Annotated in this window: 12 protein-coding genes; 5 read left to right on the top strand and 7 right to left on the bottom strand. The window is 42.4% G+C overall.

Going from position 1 to position 17,589, the window contains the following annotated elements:
- Window positions 1-130: 130 nt before the first annotated feature.
- The 3 genes from odhB to ABTV71_RS23805 form a co-directional block, all read right to left on the bottom strand.
- Window positions 131-1,372: a 2-oxoglutarate dehydrogenase complex dihydrolipoyllysine-residue succinyltransferase gene (gene odhB, locus ABTV71_RS23815; RefSeq protein ID WP_433901328.1), complete on the bottom strand. Its 1,242-nt coding sequence runs from the start codon at window positions 1,370-1,372 to the stop codon at window positions 131-133.
- 63 nt (window positions 1,373-1,435) lie between these two features.
- Window positions 1,436-4,177: a 2-oxoglutarate dehydrogenase E1 component gene (locus ABTV71_RS23810; protein WP_433901327.1), complete on the bottom strand. Its 2,742-nt coding sequence runs from the start codon at window positions 4,175-4,177 to the stop codon at window positions 1,436-1,438.
- 181 nt (window positions 4,178-4,358) lie between these two features.
- Entirely contained in the window at window positions 4,359-5,615 is a 1,257-nt protein-coding gene (locus tag ABTV71_RS23805) for a deoxyribodipyrimidine photo-lyase (protein WP_245971447.1), read from the bottom strand.
- A 464-nt stretch (window positions 5,616-6,079) separates the two neighbouring features.
- On the opposite strand from ABTV71_RS23805, the gene ABTV71_RS23800 reads away from it, so the two are divergent.
- The 3 genes from ABTV71_RS23800 (at window position 6,080) to ABTV71_RS23790 (ending at window position 9,325) form a co-directional block, all read left to right on the top strand.
- Window positions 6,080-6,949, top strand: a complete 870-nt coding sequence (locus tag ABTV71_RS23800; protein ID WP_433901326.1) for a hypothetical protein — start codon at window positions 6,080-6,082, stop codon at window positions 6,947-6,949.
- 163 nt (window positions 6,950-7,112) lie between these two features.
- Window positions 7,113-8,951 carry a UbiD family decarboxylase gene (locus tag ABTV71_RS23795; protein ID WP_433901325.1) on the top strand — a complete coding sequence of 613 codons (1,839 nt, stop codon included), beginning with the start codon at window positions 7,113-7,115 and terminating at the stop codon, window positions 8,949-8,951.
- Window positions 8,952-8,989: 38 nt separating this feature from the next.
- Entirely contained in the window at window positions 8,990-9,325 is a 336-nt protein-coding gene (locus ABTV71_RS23790; RefSeq protein ID WP_121126738.1) for a HopJ type III effector protein, read from the top strand.
- Between the two features lie 133 nt (window positions 9,326-9,458).
- Here ABTV71_RS23790 and ABTV71_RS23785 read toward each other — a convergent pair whose 3' ends face one another.
- Both ABTV71_RS23785 and ABTV71_RS23780 read right to left on the bottom strand, forming a co-directional pair.
- Window positions 9,459-9,920 (bottom strand): VOC family protein, encoded by a 462-nt coding sequence (locus ABTV71_RS23785; RefSeq protein WP_121126737.1) that lies wholly within the window; start codon window positions 9,918-9,920, stop codon window positions 9,459-9,461.
- A 169-nt stretch (window positions 9,921-10,089) separates the two neighbouring features.
- A complete protein-coding gene (locus tag ABTV71_RS23780) occupies window positions 10,090-10,665 on the bottom strand; it encodes a Crp/Fnr family transcriptional regulator (protein WP_121126736.1) in 576 nt (191 codons plus the stop codon).
- Between the two features lie 238 nt (window positions 10,666-10,903).
- Between ABTV71_RS23780 and asnB the strand changes: the two genes are divergently transcribed.
- Both asnB and ABTV71_RS23770 read left to right on the top strand, forming a co-directional pair.
- A complete protein-coding gene (asnB, locus tag ABTV71_RS23775) occupies window positions 10,904-12,592 on the top strand; it encodes an asparagine synthase B (RefSeq protein WP_121126735.1) in 1,689 nt (562 codons plus the stop codon).
- Between the two features lie 226 nt (window positions 12,593-12,818).
- The gene (locus ABTV71_RS23770; RefSeq protein WP_433901324.1) at window positions 12,819-14,384 is read left to right on the top strand and encodes a M20/M25/M40 family metallo-hydrolase; all 1,566 of its coding nucleotides are present in this window, start codon (window positions 12,819-12,821) and stop codon (window positions 14,382-14,384) included.
- A 149-nt stretch (window positions 14,385-14,533) separates the two neighbouring features.
- Here the strand turns inward: ABTV71_RS23770 and ABTV71_RS23765 are convergent, their stop codons facing one another.
- Entirely contained in the window at window positions 14,534-15,139 is a 606-nt protein-coding gene (locus ABTV71_RS23765) for a CDP-alcohol phosphatidyltransferase family protein (protein ID WP_245971446.1), read from the bottom strand.
- 135 nt (window positions 15,140-15,274) lie between these two features.
- Window positions 15,275-17,452, bottom strand: a complete 2,178-nt coding sequence (locus ABTV71_RS23760; protein WP_433901323.1) for a DPP IV N-terminal domain-containing protein — start codon at window positions 17,450-17,452, stop codon at window positions 15,275-15,277.
- Window positions 17,453-17,589 lie beyond the last annotated feature (137 nt).

The following is a 17,589-nucleotide window of genomic DNA, read 5'->3' as shown; positions in this document are numbered from 1 at the left end:
CGGCGAATTCGGCAAAAGCTAAATCAGACGGTCTATGCGACGAGGAAGCGGGAGAGATGATTAACATTCGCATAAAAAAACCTATACGACAATCGTATAGGTTTTTTACGTTAAAATATTCTGGTAACAATTATACGCCCAACAATAAACGAGCTGGATCTTCCAATAATTGTTTTACACGAACCAAGAAGCTTACTGACTCACGACCGTCAATAATACGGTGGTCATAAGAAAGCGCGATATACATCATTGGACGGATCACAACCTGACCATTCTCAGCGATAGGACGTTGAATGATGTTGTGCATACCCAAGATAGCCGATTGCGGTGCATTAATGATAGGTGTTGACATCATGGATCCAAATACACCACCGTTAGTGATTGTAAATGTACCACCAGTCATCTCGTCGATCGTTAATTTGTTGTCACGAGCTTTACCTGCCAATGTAGCAATTGCTTTTTCGATTTGCTCCAAAGACATAGACTCCGCATTACGGATAACAGGTACAACCAGACCTTTAGGTGCAGAAACTGCGATAGAAACGTCTGCGAAGTCCGAGTATACGATTTCATTTTCTTCGATACGAGCATTAACTGCTGGCCATTCTGCCAATGCTGTTGTTACTGCTTTTGTAAAGAAAGACATGAAACCAAGACCGATACCGAATTTCTCTTTGAACGTATCTTTATATTTAGCGCGTAGATCCATGATCGGCTGCATATTGACTTCATTGAATGTTGTCAACATTGCTGTTTCATTTTTAACAGCGACCAGACGTTTCGCGATTGTTTTACGTAAAGACGATAATTTCTCACGACGTTCATTTCTTGAACCAGCCACTGGAGCGGCGGCAGGGGTAGCAGCCGGAGCCGCAGGTTTTGCCGCTGGAGCAGCAGTTTTAGCAACAGGTTGCGCTTTTTCAGCATCTTCTTTTGTGATGCGGCCATCTTTGCCTGTTCCTTTTATAGTCGAAGGATCAATTCCTTTTTCTCTCAAAATTTTTGCAGCAGCAGGGGAGGCTGTACCAGCAGCATAGCTATCTGGATCTTCGTCTTTTGCAGCAGCAGCCGGAGCAGCAGTTGATGATGCCTCAGTAGCAGGCGCTGCAGCTGGAGCTGAACCGCCAGCAGGAGCTTCACCTTCTTCAATTGTACAAACGACAGCACCGATTTCTAAAGTATCACCTTCTTGTGCAATGATTCTTAAGATACCTGCTTTTTCAGCTGGTAATTCAAACGTTGCTTTGTCTGACTCCAGTTCGGCGATGTTTTCATCCATCTCCACATAATCGCCATCTTGTTTCAACCATTGTGATAAGGTTACCTCCGTGATAGATTCACCTACGGTTGGTACTTTAATTTCTAAGCTCATATATAATGTTCTTTATTGACAATTGCGTCCTGTAGATAAGACGCAATTGATTTTAAATTGTTTTTATTCGAATGATTTATTTAAGATTGCAGCTTGTTGGGCAACGTGTTGTTTCATATAACCTGTCGCTGTACTTCCGCTTTCTTTACGCGCTACGAAACCTGTAAATGCAATTTCTGTACCCATCAGTTTGCGGCAGTAGTAAGACCATGCACCCATGTTCTCATTTTCCTCTTGTACCCATACAAACTCTTTGGCTTTGTTGTATTTTTTACGGATTGCTTTTAATTGATCCATTGGAATCGGGAACAATTGTTCAATACGGACAATTGCAACATCCTTACGTTTGTCCGCTTCCTGTTTTTCCAATAAGTCGTAATAAACTTTACCGGAACAGAACAATACGCGTTTTACATCTTTTGCAGCAACATTTGCATCGTCAATAACTTCTTGGAATACACCTTCTGTAAAGTCTTTCAATGGAGAAACCACTTTCGGGTGACGCAACAAGGATTTTGGCGTAAATACCACCAATGGCTTGCGGAATTCACGTACCAGTTGACGGCGCAATAAATGGAAGTAGTTTGCTGGGGATGTACAGTTTGCCATGATCATGTTCTCATCTGCACATAATTCCAGGAATCTCTCGATACGTGCCGAAGAGTGTTCAGGCCCCTGGCCTTCCATACCATGTGGAAGCATCATGACCAAACCGTTTGAACGTTTCCATTTTGTTTCTGCACTTGACAGATATTGATCTACAATAATTTGAGCACCATTGTAGAAATCACCGAACTGCGCTTCCCAGATTGTCAATGAATTTGGATTAGAAGATGCATAACCATATTCAAAGCCCAAAACAGCATATTCTGAAAGAAGGGAGTTGTAGATCGAGAACTTATCACCACCTTTAATGTTTGCTAATGGAACATATTTCTCTTCGGAATCTTCCAGCGTCAATACCGCATGACGGTGTGAGAATGTACCACGTTGTACATCCTGACCAGAAATTCGAACACGATTACCCTGATCCAATAAGGTCGCGTAGGCCATTAATTCACCCATTGCCCAATCGTATGCATCATTGCTGATCATTTTGGCGCGGTCTTCAAATAAACGGGTGATCTTTCGGAAGAATTTTTTGTCCGCAGGTAACGTGGTAATCTCTTTCGCTAATTTCAGGAACGTATCTTTCGCAACTTGTGTTTTATCGGTTGTTGTTAATACTTCTCCTTTTTTCGCAGGACGCAATCCTTCCCATGCACCTTTAAACATCGGAATTTCTTCAGTCAATACTTCAACTGTTTTTGCTTCCTCGAATTTAGCTTGCAATTCCGCTTTAAATTCTTTCTCTATATTTTTCGAATACGCTTCATCAACGCTTCCTTCAGCAATTAATTTTTTTGCGTATACTTCTTTCGGATTTGGATGTTTTTCAATGATTTTGTACAACAAAGGTTGTGTAAACTTAGGCTCATCGGCCTCGTTGTGACCAAATCTTCTATAACATAACAAGTCAATAAATACGTCTGTTTTGTATTTTTGACGGTATTCAACAGCTAGGTTAATCGCATAAACGACAGCTTCAGCATCATCTCCATTGACATGGAATACTGGCGAAGACGTAATTTTTGCTACATCTGTACAATATGTTCCAGAACGTGCATCTTTATAGTTTGTTGTAAATCCAATCTGGTTGTTAATAACGATATGGACTGTACCTCCTGTTTTGTAGCCATCTAGTTTGGACATTTGAGTGACCTCATAGACAACGCCCTGACCGGCTATTGCAGCGTCACCATGGATAATGATAGGTGCAATTTTCGATGAATCGCCATCGTACTTGAAGTCGATTTTAGAACGTACCATACCTTCGACAATTGGATCTACCGTTTCCAGATGGGAAGGATTTGGTGCCAAACTAAGATGCACAGATTTGCCATCGTTGGTTTTCACTTCTGAGGAGAACCCCAAATGGTATTTTACGTCACCACCGAAGTTGACTTCGGGGTCGTCCGCATAGGTTTTGCCTTCAAATTCAGAGAATACGGATTTGTAGGATTTACCCATAATGTTGGTCAATACATTCAAACGACCACGGTGCGCCATACCGATCACAAACTCTTGGATACCGATGTCAGCACCTTTCTCGATGACAGAGTCCAATGCAGGAATTAAACTTTCCGCACCCTCTAATGAAAAACGTTTTTGACCCAAAAATTTGGTTCCCAAAAAATTTTCAAAAGCAACGGCATCGTTAAGTTTGTTTAAGATTCTCTTTTTGGTATCCAAAGAAAATTTTGGCATATTACGATCCGCTTCCATGCGGTCTTGCAACCATTTTATCTTTTCTGGATTACGGATATATTTGAATTCTGCACCAATAGAACGGCAATAAGTGTCTTCAACCAATTGACGGATGTCTTTTAATGTTGCTGGACCTAAGCCCACTTCAACACCTGCATTGAAAACCGTATTCATGTCTGCCTCAGCAAGACCAAAGGTTTCCAATTCCTTTCCGGGGTAGTACTTACGTCTTTCGCGAACAGGGTTGGTGTGTGTGAAGAGGTGGCCACGGTCACGGTAACCATTGATCATGTTCAGCACATTGATTTCTTTCAATACGTGCTCAGGAGTAGCTTCGCCTACTGAACCTGTCGTTCCACCAGCATTTTGACCGAAATCAAAACCTTCAAAGAATTTTTGCCATCCGAAATCTACCGATTGGGGATCTTGCTTGTACGATTGATATAAGCCATCGACATAAGCCGAATCAGCATTACTCAAATATGTCAGATTGTCCATTTACAATTAAAACTATGAAATTTGTCAAAGTTATGAATAAAAAAAGAGTTTCTAATACTGAAATTGAATAATTTAATCAATAAATCTATCCAATTCTTAACATTTTTAGCATGATTTAAAACGGGTCTATTATGCCCTGCAAATTTCTTTTGTTTTGAAATTATTTATTTCTGCCGAAGATTTATTTAGCGAATAATTCATCCAATTTTGGAAGGCCATTTGGGAAATTTGTTTTGATCAATTTTTGCCAGTCCAAGGCCTTATTGTCTTTCTCACTCGTCCCGACACCGGCGACATGTGACCATTGGCCATATACCGTAGCCGGAGAATAATCCAATAGCTGTTCCTCAAACCAGGAAGCCCCCTTTAACCAATTGACCTGATATTCATGCACCAGGTAACTTGCTGCGATCAATCCGGCCTGATAGGGAATGTAGCCTGTTTTTTTGAGTTGTATCATGGTACTATTGATGAAGTCATGGTCTGTCTGTCCGGATTTCCACTTCTCAAATAACTCCTCATTTACCGTTAATGCCGGAATATCTACAGTGCTGTTATTTTTCGTGCCCAGGGGCTTGAAAAATATATTGGGATATTTTTTGAGCATAAAACGGAAATAATCCCGCCAAAGTAAAATGTCTATTATTTTCTCAAATCGTTTATCTTTTTTTCCTTCTCCTAATTTCTTAATGTTGTTGTAAAGAAGAATTGGCGATAAGGCTCCGGCAGCGATAAAAGGACCTAATATGACCGGATCCTGCTCTGTCTCCGGATAGGTGGACAAAACCGAATGCATAATACTCAGTGCTGTGTCTTCGCCACCCAATATATAGATGTCATCAACAGACTTAATCTGTTGCTCCGAATAACCAAGGTCCTTTAGCGTCGGAATCTTGGTGTCTTCCAGATGTGGTGGCGTCAGGAAATTTGACGGGAAAGGAATCGGTTGGCGCACCGAACTTTCACGTTCTACTTTTTTCTTAAAAATGGAAAATCCATTAGGGATGTCCTTAATTGGAAAAGGGAGATCTTCTTTGTGGTAAAGTGTATGGCCTATAAAGTGACGGAGATTGATTTTGCTGCTCCATAATTCACTTTCTACTTTCTCGGAAATGGAAGTCTCGCGAAGGGCAACTTCCCGGTGGTGATAGACTTCATTAACCTGGTATTTTTGAGCAATCCGCGGGATAATATCTTCAGGCTTGCCAATATAAGTCAGCAGGTCACTGCCATGGCTTTTCAATTTTTCTTTGAGTGCAGTAACTGCCTCAATGATAAATGCCGCGCGCAGTACTCCTGTATTTAAATTGCCAAATTGATTGCGGTCAAAATAACGGGGATCAAAACAATAGACCGGAATGATGAAAGAACTCTTCTCAGAGGCTTGATAAAATACTTCATTGTCATGAAGTCTTAAATCATTTCTAAACCAGATCATTGTAGCCCTTTTGTCCATAGAGGTGAAGATAAATACTTTTTAGTGCAGCCTATTTTCAGAAGATTTACAAATATATAAGGATATTGTGTTTATGAAAATATTTGGGCATGAATTGACATAAAAAGGACAAAGAAGAGGTTTGGGACAAAATTTCGGAGGAGAATAAATTCGGAATACTGTCTTTGCAGGTTTTTAATTCAGTGATAAAAAACGGATTAACTGACCGATAATCATTCCTTTGTTGGGAAAAGCAAGGTATTCGAAAGGAAAAATAAAAATAGTGTTAAACTTATTTGATGTTTCTCTGTTCTAAAATCAGGGAATTATGATATTAGTTAGTCAGCATTTTGGAAAACAAAACCATCGGGAGCTTACACAATCTATTGGACAGTTCGAATGGGATAAACCGATAAAATCAATTCATTTATGCCATTTAAAGCGAGTGCTCAGAAATAATTACAAGGATGAAAAAGGTTTTAATCAGTGGGCTAAATACCTATTTAGGACGACGGGCGTCATGCTATTTACAAACGAAAGATTTTGATGTTACAGGTTTGGTGCGAAATTTATCCATTTTTAATAAAATTGTGAAAGAGAAGGTGACAGCAAAACTTTTTGAACTGGATCTTTTACGAAAAGGCCCCGCATATGATAATTTTCAGATCAGTGACCTGAACTTCGGGATTTATTTTACACAGGTTCCTTCGCTCGATAATGATATTCAGCTTCAACTGGAACTGCTTGGGCTCCGTAATTTTGTGGAAATCTGTAAGCGGGCGGGCAATAACCGTGTGATTTATGTGGCCCGATTGATGGATGAGCATTTTTTGGACCCTGTTCGCAACCTCCTGGAGGCTTTGCGCGTGCAGTATACCATTGTGGTCAAAAGTAGTGTTATCGGAAAGGAAAGTGTGTTAAATCGAATTTTTAGCAAACTGGCCAAAAGGCAGACTATATTCTATTGGAACTGGGTGGCCTCCCTGAAATTTCATCCTTTACCTTTGCTGGATGTTTATCGCTGGCTTCGGGAAATGCCCTGGGAGAATAATTTTATTTCTGAGGTGATTTACCTCGGCGGACATGAAGAGGTGACATTTAGAAATCTGTTTTATCAATTTCTAAGCTCCACTTCCGACACGCAAAAACGGGAGATCGGCGTCAATAAATTTTTTGCGAAATTGTTGCTGAGCCGGTTCAACGATATCAATAAGGAAGATATTGATGAATTTAGACGGGTGCTTTATTATGAAAAAAATGTGGACAACTCGACCTGGCAGAAAGTCCAGCCCTTTGAATTTACGCCATTGAAAGCCTATGTCAGTATGGATACCTGATGGTGTGACACCTGCTGTCCGCTGCCAGCCACATGTAATCCCTTCTTTGATTTAAGGTCTCTGATGCGTTGTGCACGGGTGAGTTTTTCTGGTATGAATAATTATTTACTTCTGATTTATTCTCTTAAATTTGTGGATTAACGCGTTGATACAGATTTAATATATGGGATACAATAGTCTCGCAGCATGTGTTGCGGATCTTGAGAAAAATGGTCATTTAATCCGGATTAAAGAGGAAGTTGATCCTTACCTGGAAATGGCTGCAATTCATATGCGGGTGTTTGATGTGGCCGGACCGGCGCTGTATTTTGAAAATATAAAAGGCTCGGAATTTCCCGCCGTATCCAATCTATTTGGAACGTTGGACCGTTCGAAGTTTATGTTCCGTGATTCATTGGACCATCTAAAAAAATTGGTGGATGTCAAGATGAATCCGGGTGCTGTGTTAAAAAAACCATTTCAATATATCGGCTCATCCATGACTGCTCTAGGTGCCCTGCCCTGGAAGAAGAAATCAGGGGCTCCGATCCTACATGGTAAAACTAGCATTGGTAAACTTCCTCAGATTGTCAATTGGCCAATGGATGGTGGGGCCTTTGTTACCATGCCACAGGTGTATACCGAAGATGTAACTAAGCCGGGAATCATGCATGCCAACCTGGGCATGTACCGGATTCAGCTTTCAGGCAACGATTATATTCCGGACCGGGAAATTGGACTGCATTATCAGTTGCACCGCGGAATAGGCATTCATCAAACAAAAGCCAATGAGCTCGGCGTGCCACTTATGGTAAGCATCTTTGTTGGCGGCCCGCCGGCACATCCTTTGTCTGCCGTCATGCCGCTGCCTGAAGGGCTTTCTGAAATGATCTTTGCCGGTGCATTAGGGAATAGAAGGTTTCGCTATTTCTACGATAATGAAGGTTTTTGCATTTCTGCCGATGCGGATTTTGTTATTACAGGTACAGTATATCCCAATGAGAACAAACCCGAGGGGCCTTTTGGTGATCATATTGGTTATTACAGTCTTACCCATCCTTTTCCCCTGATGAAGGTGCATAATGTATACCATAAGAAGGATCCGATCTGGTCCTTTACCGTGGTGGGGCGGCCGCCGCAGGAAGATACGAGCTTCGGGGCACTTATTCATGAAATCACGGGGGCTGCAATTCCGCAGGAGATCTCCGGACTGCATGCTGTCAATGCTGTAGATGCAGCGGGAGTGCATCCCTTATTGTTTGCGATCGGATCGGAGCGCTATACACCTTATCAGACCGTGGACCGTCCGCAGGAAATTTTAACCATTGCCAATCAGATTCTCGGGAAAAATCAGCTGAGTTTAGCCAAATATCTTTTTATCTCGGCGCATGAGGATAATCCAAAATTGGATATTTACGATATCCCGGGATTCTTCGGTCACATTCTGGAGCGCATTGATCCGACAAGAGATCTCCATTTTCAGACGAATACGACCATAGATACGTTGGATTATTCGGGTGATGGATTAAACGCGGGATCAAAGGTGGTGTTTGCTGCTGCGGGTACCAGAAAAAGAGCACTTGCGCGTGAATTGCCGTCAAATTTTGATCTGCCAAGGCCTTTCAACCGGGCGAAGTTTGTTATTCCGGGTGTATTGGCGCTTGAAGGAGCGGCCTTTACAAACTATGTGGACGAAGCTAGGCTCATCGGGGAATGGTGTCGTGCTGCCGAAGGACTGGCCTGGGAAGGTTTTCCGCTGTTGATATTGTGCGATGATGCTGGTTTTACGGCTCAGACGGTCAATAACTTTGTCTGGATATCCTTTACACGCAGTAACCCCGCATTTGATATTTATGGTATCAAGAGTTTTACTGCTTTCAAGCATTGGGGCTGTGAAGGGCCAATTATTATTGATGCCCGTAGCAAACCGCATCATGCCCCGGCACTGATTAAGGACGAGGCTGTTGAGAAACGAGTTGACCGATTGGGAGCTAAAGGGGGCTCGCTGCACGGAATCATTTAAGGACAATTAAGCAAAATAAGTATAGACAATTTAATCTGATGAAAACAGAAGAATTATTAGCCCGATCAAAAGAGAATCAGCTGCAGTTTCAGGAGGTCCTGGATCATATTGCAGAAAACTATCACTATAGTCCAGCGGCATTTCAAAATGGAAGCCTGAAAAATATGGCAACGGAAAATCAGGGAAGCGCAAAAGTATTGTATTTTGCCAAACGCCACGATCTTTCGGTAGCAGATACTTTGGTTTTGTTTGCCGAGCATTATCAGAATGTTTTGGATAACCCGACAGGCGAGGGGCATCAAAATATCCGGCAGTTTATGGCGAACGGCTGGAACGGTGTTGTTTTTGACGCCGAAGTCCTAACCGATAAATAATATCAAATGGATGGTTTGCTATTTAGCTGAAAGCAAACCAATGCCTTCCAGGAGAGTGTTGTTACCATAAAATAGAAAGGGGCTTCATCGGAAGCCCCTTTTTCATATGCTGATCTATGCGAAAACGATTTTTTTAATCTTTACTTTCACAATCTTCATCTTTGCTGCCACCGAAATAGACCATCCAGCAGATGCCAAACTGATCTTGGAATGAGCTGTATAGCTCCGCGAAAAATGTTTCACCCAAAGGCATTTCTACTACTTTTGCGTTGACACTGAGGGCTTCATAGAGTGTTTTGGCTTCATCAGCATTGTCACACATCAACATCACATAAGTATTGTTGCCCTGTACATATTGCTGGCCGAAAGCGGGAATAACGTCTGCTCCCATGAGCATGCTCTCGCCATTGATTGAAATGGCGGTATGGCAGATCTTGTTTTTGGCATCATCCGGAACTGGGGGCATTTGTGGATCTGCCGGAATATCACCATATCGCATGTACCCCGGGTTTTTTGTTTTAAAGACTTTTTCGTAAAATGTGAAAGCTTCTTCACAGTTACCGTTGAAATTTAAATAAGCGTGTAATTTTGCCATGATATCTAATTTTTGGATATATTGATTTTTTTCTCAAATTTTTCTTTCTTCTAGTATAGCAACCAGGAGTACTATCTTTGGAATTGAAGATAAAATTAAGCGGAACTTTCGATAAAAATCTTGCCTTAAGGCAAGATTTGAAAATAGACTTCTGTCGACGGGGAGACCATTAATTACCATGAACAATTTCTTTGCGGATGCGGCTCAAAGAAGTATCTGTGATGCCCAGGTACGAAGCAATATGTTTCAACGGGGCCTGCTGAATCAGGATGGGTTTTTCTTTTATCAGGCGCAGATAGCGGCTAGTGGCTGGCTCGGTAATCATCGCGATAGCTCTATTTTTGCTGTGAACCAGTTCCTGTGCCATCCACGAACGCCCCCATTCCCTAAATTCGGGGATGCGATGAAATAATTCCTGATGATCTTCAAATCGTATTTTCCAAAGTTTTGTGTCCGTAAGCGCCTGTATATTTTCCACGGTTGGGGTGCGTTGGAAAAAAGATGCGACCTCGATCACTACGTCATTATCGCCACAAAAACCGATGGTGACTTCGTTGCCTTCGTAGTCGTGTAAAAAAGACCGTGTAAGGCCATGTTCTATTAAATAATAGGCATTGGACACCTGCCCTTTGCTTAAAATAAAATCGCCTTTTTTTATTGTAATGGCCTGGTGTTTCTCTTTTATGGAATTCAGTTCGTCCGCCGTGATAGCGAGGCCACTGTAAAAAGTTCCTATTAGATCCATTGTCCTTGGTTTATTTGATTACGTAGTGAATTTAAAGATAAATCTTGAAATGCTTTTTTAATCTGATGTGTGATTGTTGTAAATAAACAGATGTTTTGTTGCTAATTTGATTTGTTTAAATATGATTCATTGATAAAAATATAATAAAATTTAAAAATTATTATGAATTTAGTTTTTAATTGTTTTACTTTGTGTCAATAACATAATGTAAAAACGAAATATTTAAAATTTTCATAATATGTGTGGAATTATTGGCGCTTTTGAATTGAAGCAACCCGCAGACTCATTGAGATCCCAAGTATTGGAAATGTCAAAACGTATTCGTCACCGTGGTCCAGATTGGTCTGGTATATTCACTGGCGAGAAGGCTTTATTGGCGCATGAGCGATTAGCTATCGTTGATCCGAAATCAGGTAGTCAACCTTTGTACAGTCCGGATGGCAAAGTAGTACTGGCTGTGAATGGCGAAATCTATAACCACCATGAATTAAGAAATAGTCTTCCGGATTATGAATTTGCAACACAGAGTGATTCCGAAGTGATATTGGCGCTTTATCTGGCCAAGGGACCATCGTTTGTCGATGAGCTCAATGGTATCTTTGGTTTCGCATTATATGATTCACGTGATGATTCATTTTTTGTAGCCCGCGACCACATGGGAATTATCCCGTTGTATTATGGAAAAGACGCACAGGGACAACTGTTCGTGGCCTCTGAATTAAAATCGCTGGAAGGTTTCTGCGAGACGATTGAGCAGTTTCCTCCGGGACATTATGTATATAGCAAAGAAGGTACAGCGCCACAGCGCTGGTACCAACGGGACTGGGAAAGTTATGATACAGTAAAAGACAATGAGACTGATATTGCTGTTTTGCGTAAAGCCCTGGAAGATGCGGTGCATCGTCAGCTGATGTCTGATGTACCTTATGGTGTATTGCTGTCGGGGGGGCTTGATTCCTCGGTGATTGCTGCCGTGACCAAAAAGTTTGCGTCCAAGCGTATTGAAACGGACGATAAAGAAGAGGCCTGGTATCCACAATTGCATTCTTTTGCCGTGGGGCTGAAAGGGGCTCCGGATTTAATCGCTGCAAAAAAAGCAGCAGATCATATCGGAACAATCCATCATGAAATCAACTTTACCATCCAGGAAGGCTTGGACGCTATCCGTGACGTGATCTATCATTTGGAGACCTATGATGTCACAACCGTGCGTGCTTCAACACCAATGTACCTATTGGCACGTGTCATTAAATCAATGGGCATCAAAATGGTGCTATCTGGTGAAGGCTCTGATGAGCTTTTTGGAGGCTATCTGTACTTTCATAAGGCGCCAAATGCACAGGAGTTTCACGAAGAAACTGTCCGTAAGCTGAAAAAACTGTATCTCTATGACTGCCTGCGTGCCAATAAATCACTGGCAGCCTGGGGTGTCGAAGGGCGTGTTCCTTTCCTTGATAAAGAATTTATGGATATTGCCATGCGTATCAATCCATCGGATAAGATGATCCGTGATGGCCGCATGGAGAAATGGGTCGTGCGTAAGGCTTTTGAAGATTATCTTCCGGAAAGTATTGCTTGGCGCCAAAAGGAACAGTTTTCAGACGGGGTCGGATATAGCTGGATTGATACCTTAAAGGAACAGGCTGAAAGTAAGGTTTCAGATCAGGAATTTTCTGCCGCTGCAGAACGTTTTCCGATCAACACACCAAAAAATAAGGAGGAGTTTTTGTACCGCACAATCTTTGAATCGCATTTTCCGTCTACTGCAGCTGCGCAGACCGTTCCGTCAGTGAAGTCTGTCGCCTGTAGCACGCCGGAAGCACTGGCATGGGATGCATCATTCCAGAACCTGAACGATCCATCGGGTAGGGCGGTAGCCTCCGTACATCAGGAAAGTTATGAGAAATCCAAAGTCGAAGCCGTGTAACTAATCAACCAATCTCATATAATGTTGTAATAGGGGTATCCGGGGATATCCCTATTTTTTTTGAACTGTAGATCCGCGAAGACTGATCCCCGCTTCGTAAAAGTATAGGTAGCTGAAGGGTTGCTTTTACATAAACAAGCGCTATGCGTATGTTTTTTGAATTATCTTTTGTAAATTTCCGAAAACCAATCCTGCCGAACCTACAGGATGCTGAACGAACATACGAATGAAAGAATATACGAAACAAAGAAATCTGAAGTCTTTTGGACTGGCATTTTTGCTGTTGAGCAGCACAGCTATTTTTGCGCAAAATAAAGATGCCGTCGTTGCTGCCATTGTCCGGGAAGCTCAGGTCAATTCGCAGCTCGAAAACTATGCATTTGAACTCGTTGATATGATCGGTCCCCGTCTGGTCGGAAGCCCGCAGATGCAGCAGGCACATGACTGGGTCGTCAAGCAGTATACCGCGCTGGGTGCGGATGCACGTAATGAAGCCTACGGTGAATGGCGCTCCTGGGAAAGGGGAACCTCCCAGGTGACCATGACTTATCCACGGATTAAATCGCTCGAAGGAACACAGCTGGCTTTTAGTCCGACGACAAAAGAAAAAGGTGTGGAAGCTGAGGTGTTGGCGATGCCGCTGTTTCGTTCTCAAGCTGATTTTCAGTCCTGGCTAAAGACAGTTAAAGGGAAAATTGTCCTGATCGGAATGAATCCCATTTCAGGTAGATCCGATGCCAACTGGAAGGAATCGGCTTCTGCCAAAGCTTATGAAAAATATCAGGCGCTCAAAAGTGAGCAGCTCAGGCAATGGGAGCTTAGCATGTCCTATACGGGTAGCACCCGACGTACGCTGCCATTGGCCCTGGAAGCCGTAGGTGCTGTAGGAGTGATTGATTCCTATTGGACCGAACTACCGGGGATTACGCGCATTTTTGATGCAAAATCCAGACAGATTCCGGTGTTTAATGTCGCTTTGGAAGATTATGGCCTCCTTTATCGCATGGCTGAACGTGGTGTCAGACCGCGTATACTTTTGCAGGGGAAATCCAGAGAACTCGGAACAGCAAAGACGTATAACAGCATTGCTGAGATCAAGGGAAAAGAAAAACCAAATGAATATGTGGTCCTGTCGGCGCACCTGGATTCCTGGGATGGAGCTTCGGGGGCGACGGACAATGCAACAGGGGTCATCACGATGATGGAAGCTGTTCGCATCTTACGAAAAGTGTACCCCGACAACAAACGAACCATCCTGGTGGGCAACTGGGGCAGTGAAGAACAGGGGCTGAATGGTTCGTCGGCTTTTGTTGAAGATCATCCCGATATCGCTAACAATATTCAGGTGGTTTGGAACCAGGATAATGGAACCGGACGTATTGTGCGCGTCGCTGGAAGTGGTTTTGAAAAAGCTTATGAATACATTGGCCGGTGGCTGCAGTATCTGCCCGAAGAATTTCGTAATGAAATCCAGACTAGTTTTCCGGGGATGCCCGGAACCGGTGGGAGTGACCACTCTTCTTTTGTCCAAAAAGGAATTCCGGCTTTTGGTCTTTCTTCCACCTCCTGGGATTATGGAAAGGTAACTTGGCATACCAATCGGGATACTTACGATAAAATCGTCTTTGATGAGGTCCGGCAAAATGCGATTATCGTCGCGGTGTTGACTTACCTCGCTTGCGAGGAGCCGGGCTTGGTATCGCGCGACAAAATTGTGCTCCCCATCGATAAGTCAGGTAAACAAATGTCCTGGCCGACAAATTTACAATCCAAAAGAACAAGTGGTAATTAATGATGAAACAGCTTGTATTTACGATCGTATCCCTTTTCTTTCATTGTTTCGCCTTTGCCCAGATTTCCTATGCAGACAGAATCTGGCGCCATTAAGGCAAACCATTGGACGCTGTATAGCCTTTCTGAAGGATTGGAACAGTATCCAAATTAACCATTGAATAGTTTGTTTTTGCGAATGGTCTTTCCTTTGCGTAACTGAATGGCATGGTAGACAGTAGGAATATCATTAGACCAATTCTTCAGAATAAGGATAATGGCGATAATTTCCAGTCGGGTAATGACGCCCAGCCAAATGGTCACCTGGAATAAAAAGGTGGATTGGCAATGTAGGAGCAGTTCTATCAATAGCGTAAATAGAAACAAAGTCCACAACTTGGCGCCGATAGAATGGGTAGCAATTTCTTTTTTGAATTTTGTGAAACTAACCACATAGGTCAAGGCCTCCAAACCGAGTAGAACGAATATTAGTGTCGCGTTATTCCTAAAAAATAAAGGGCAGCTTAGGTATGTTCCCAACGTAATGCAGCTAAAGAAAATAAGGTCAACACTGGAATCCCATCGGCGTAATGAGGGCGTAGAAATGTTCAACTTTCGAGCGATTATGCCATCAAAGATGTCGCTCAGGAGACCGATCACAAGAAAAGTGATGGCGTAGTATTTAAAATAATCGATTTTAAACCAATAGAATGCCAGGAGCAATAGGCCTAGAAAAAGGCGAAGCAGGATCAGTGCAAAAGGGATCTGTTTTTTCAAAATTTACAAATGCTGGTGTATCTGGTTGATAGTGAACGGTACAAAATAATGTAAATTAAAGATAAACATTGTCCCGAAAAAATACAAAGGCGCCGATCGGAAAGAAAGGCGCCTTATGTTTAATGATATGCTCGCTTATTTTTTGAGATGCTGATTAAAATAATCGGCAATTTTCTCGTACATATGAATGCGGTCCTTACCCATTACGTTATGTTCGTGGGTAGGGTATAAGAAATAATCGACCTGTTTTCCGGCTTTAATGCATGACTCCAGGAATTCCATGCTGTTTTGTTGTACAACGACCGGATCCTGTGCGCCATGGATGATTAATAAACGTCCTTTCAGCTGATCCGCTTTATTTAGTAAAGACGTCAATTTATATCCTTCAGGGTTTTCCTGTGGTGTGTCCATATAGCGCTCACCATACATAACCTCATAAAACTTCCAGTCGATAACCGGCCCCCCAGCGACTGCTGCTTTAAAAATGTCGTTATGGTGCAACATAAATGAGGTGGTCATAAAACCGCCAAAGCTCCAACCGAAGATGCCCATGCGTTGTTGATCGACAAAGGATTTTGATTTCAGAAATTCAATTCCTTTTAGTTGATCGGCCATTTCATTTTGACCAAGGTTACGATGGGTAGCGGTATAAAAATCACGGCCCCGGTAATTGGTGCCTCGATTGTCCATGGTAAATACGATATATCCCTGTTGTGCCATATAGAGATCAAAGTAGCCTGCACCGCCCAGCCATTTGTTGGAAACCAGTTGGGAATGTGAACCGCCGTACAAATAGTACATGACCGGATATTTCTTGGCTGGATCAAAATCATTTGGATAGATAATGCGGCCGGTCAACGGGTATTTGCCGTCTGCCGAAGTCAGCTGGACAAATTCTATTTTTGGATTATTGATTTTTCCGCTGAACGGATTGTCAGCTTTGACCAGTACCGTTCCTTTGCCTGATTTGACCGCTTTGATCTGGATCATGTTCGGCGTCTTCAGATCGCTATATTGATCATAGATATATTTTCCGTCATCACTCAGCGAAGCCTGGTGTATACCGGGTTCGTTTGTCAGCTGAACCGTTTTTCCGGATTTCAGGTCTACCTCAAATAGCTGACGGTCCATGCCATTATTGGTGACACCGATATAGCTTACTTTGTTTCCATCCGCAGAAAAATCCAATAGATTGTCCAGTACAATATCCTGATAACCTAATTTTTTGATCAGTTTTCCTTCTGTATTGTAGAGGTACAGCTGGTTGTAGCCCTCTTTGTCGGACTGGTAAAGAAATTGGTCTGGCTTGTTAGGTAAAAATGTGAGCGGATTTTCCGGTTCTACCCAGGTGGTTGCAGTTTCCTCAAACAATGTTTTGACCAATGCGCCGTTTTCGGCATTGTATTTATTAAACTTAAGGTCATTTTGATCCCGATTAAGAACACCCACATAAATAAATTTACCTGAAGGATCCCAAGTTACGCAGGTCAGGTATTGCTCACTGTGATCTCCGGTTTGTAGTGTTACCTTTTGCCCTGTTACTGTATTAAAGATGACTAAAGTTACCTCTTCCGACTTCTGTCCTGTCATGGGGTATTTTATCCATTTGATCTCCGCTACTTTGGGACTCCACTGTGGCAGCGGATAGTTGGCAACCATAGTCTCGTTTTTGCGATAATAGAGCAGTTTGTCATTTTGAGCATTCCACCACATTCCTTTTTTTATGCCAAACTCCTGACGGTGGGTATAATCGCTGCCATTGACGATACCTTTGTCACTGTCATTGGTAACTGCAGTCACTTTTCCATTTTTGTCAACGATAGCAATGTTGTTGTCGAGCAGATAAGCAATTTTTGAAAAATCTGCGCTCAATTCACGGTTTGCTCCCTGACTATCGTTTCCGATAAAACTTTCGACGCTTTTTGATTTGACGTTGTAGACTACTGTGTACACCTTGTCCTTTCCGTTTACCTGAAGCAACAATGAATTACCGTCACGCCATTTGTAGTCGTAAGGAAACATTTGCAAATGGAATGTTTCGTTTGGAATCGCGGCTTTTAAAGCTGCCTCAAGTTCTGCTTTCGACAGCAAGCTTGTTTCAGTCCAGTTGTTTTCCGCGCTTTTGGAGAACAGGTTTTGATACGATTTATCGAGGTAAGAGAAGCTGTTTGATTTTGGGATCCAGGAAGTGGCAGGAATAGATGTTGGTGCGTAGATGCGCGGTCCAAATACCGTTTCTTCCAAATTAAGGTTTCGCTGGGCATGGCTGGTTAGAGCGCTTGCCAACAAGAAGAATAGCGCAATTCTTTTCATTAGAATATTTTATTTTTAATGATGCTGTACCGATCATAAGCGTTTTTTTGTCGCTATGATGGCATTTGCTTTTAAATTTTATAGGGCTAAATTAGGTAAATAGCCCTATAAAACCTAGTACAGAATTGTTGCTTGTC

Origin of the sequence: Sphingobacterium puteale, from assembly GCF_050986225.1 — a bacterium.
GTDB classification, from domain to species: domain Bacteria; phylum Bacteroidota; class Bacteroidia; order Sphingobacteriales; family Sphingobacteriaceae; genus Sphingobacterium; species Sphingobacterium puteale.
This window is presented reverse-complemented; position numbering and strand designations above follow the sequence as displayed.

Bases quoted from the DNA above. Each gene is read 5' to 3' on its own strand.
- odhB (WP_433901328.1), bottom strand. From the start codon at position 1,372: ATGAGCTTAGAAATTAAAGTACCAACCGTAGGTGAATCTATCACGGAG.
- ABTV71_RS23810 (WP_433901327.1), bottom strand. From the start codon at position 4,177: ATGGACAATCTGACATATTTGAGTAATGCTGATTCGGCTTATGTCGAT.
- ABTV71_RS23805 (WP_245971447.1), bottom strand. From the start codon at position 5,615: ATGATCTGGTTTAGAAATGATTTAAGACTTCATGACAATGAAGTATTT.
- ABTV71_RS23800 (WP_433901326.1), top strand. From the start codon at position 6,080: ATGAAAAAGGTTTTAATCAGTGGGCTAAATACCTATTTAGGACGACGG.
- ABTV71_RS23795 (WP_433901325.1), top strand. From the start codon at position 7,113: ATGGGATACAATAGTCTCGCAGCATGTGTTGCGGATCTTGAGAAAAAT.
- ABTV71_RS23790 (WP_121126738.1), top strand. From the start codon at position 8,990: ATGAAAACAGAAGAATTATTAGCCCGATCAAAAGAGAATCAGCTGCAG.
- ABTV71_RS23785 (WP_121126737.1), bottom strand. From the start codon at position 9,920: ATGGCAAAATTACACGCTTATTTAAATTTCAACGGTAACTGTGAAGAA.
- ABTV71_RS23780 (WP_121126736.1), bottom strand. From the start codon at position 10,665: ATGGATCTAATAGGAACTTTTTACAGTGGCCTCGCTATCACGGCGGAC.
- asnB (WP_121126735.1), top strand. From the start codon at position 10,904: ATGTGTGGAATTATTGGCGCTTTTGAATTGAAGCAACCCGCAGACTCA.
- ABTV71_RS23770 (WP_433901324.1), top strand. From the start codon at position 12,819: ATGAAAGAATATACGAAACAAAGAAATCTGAAGTCTTTTGGACTGGCA.
- ABTV71_RS23760 (WP_433901323.1), bottom strand. From the start codon at position 17,452: ATGAAAAGAATTGCGCTATTCTTCTTGTTGGCAAGCGCTCTAACCAGC.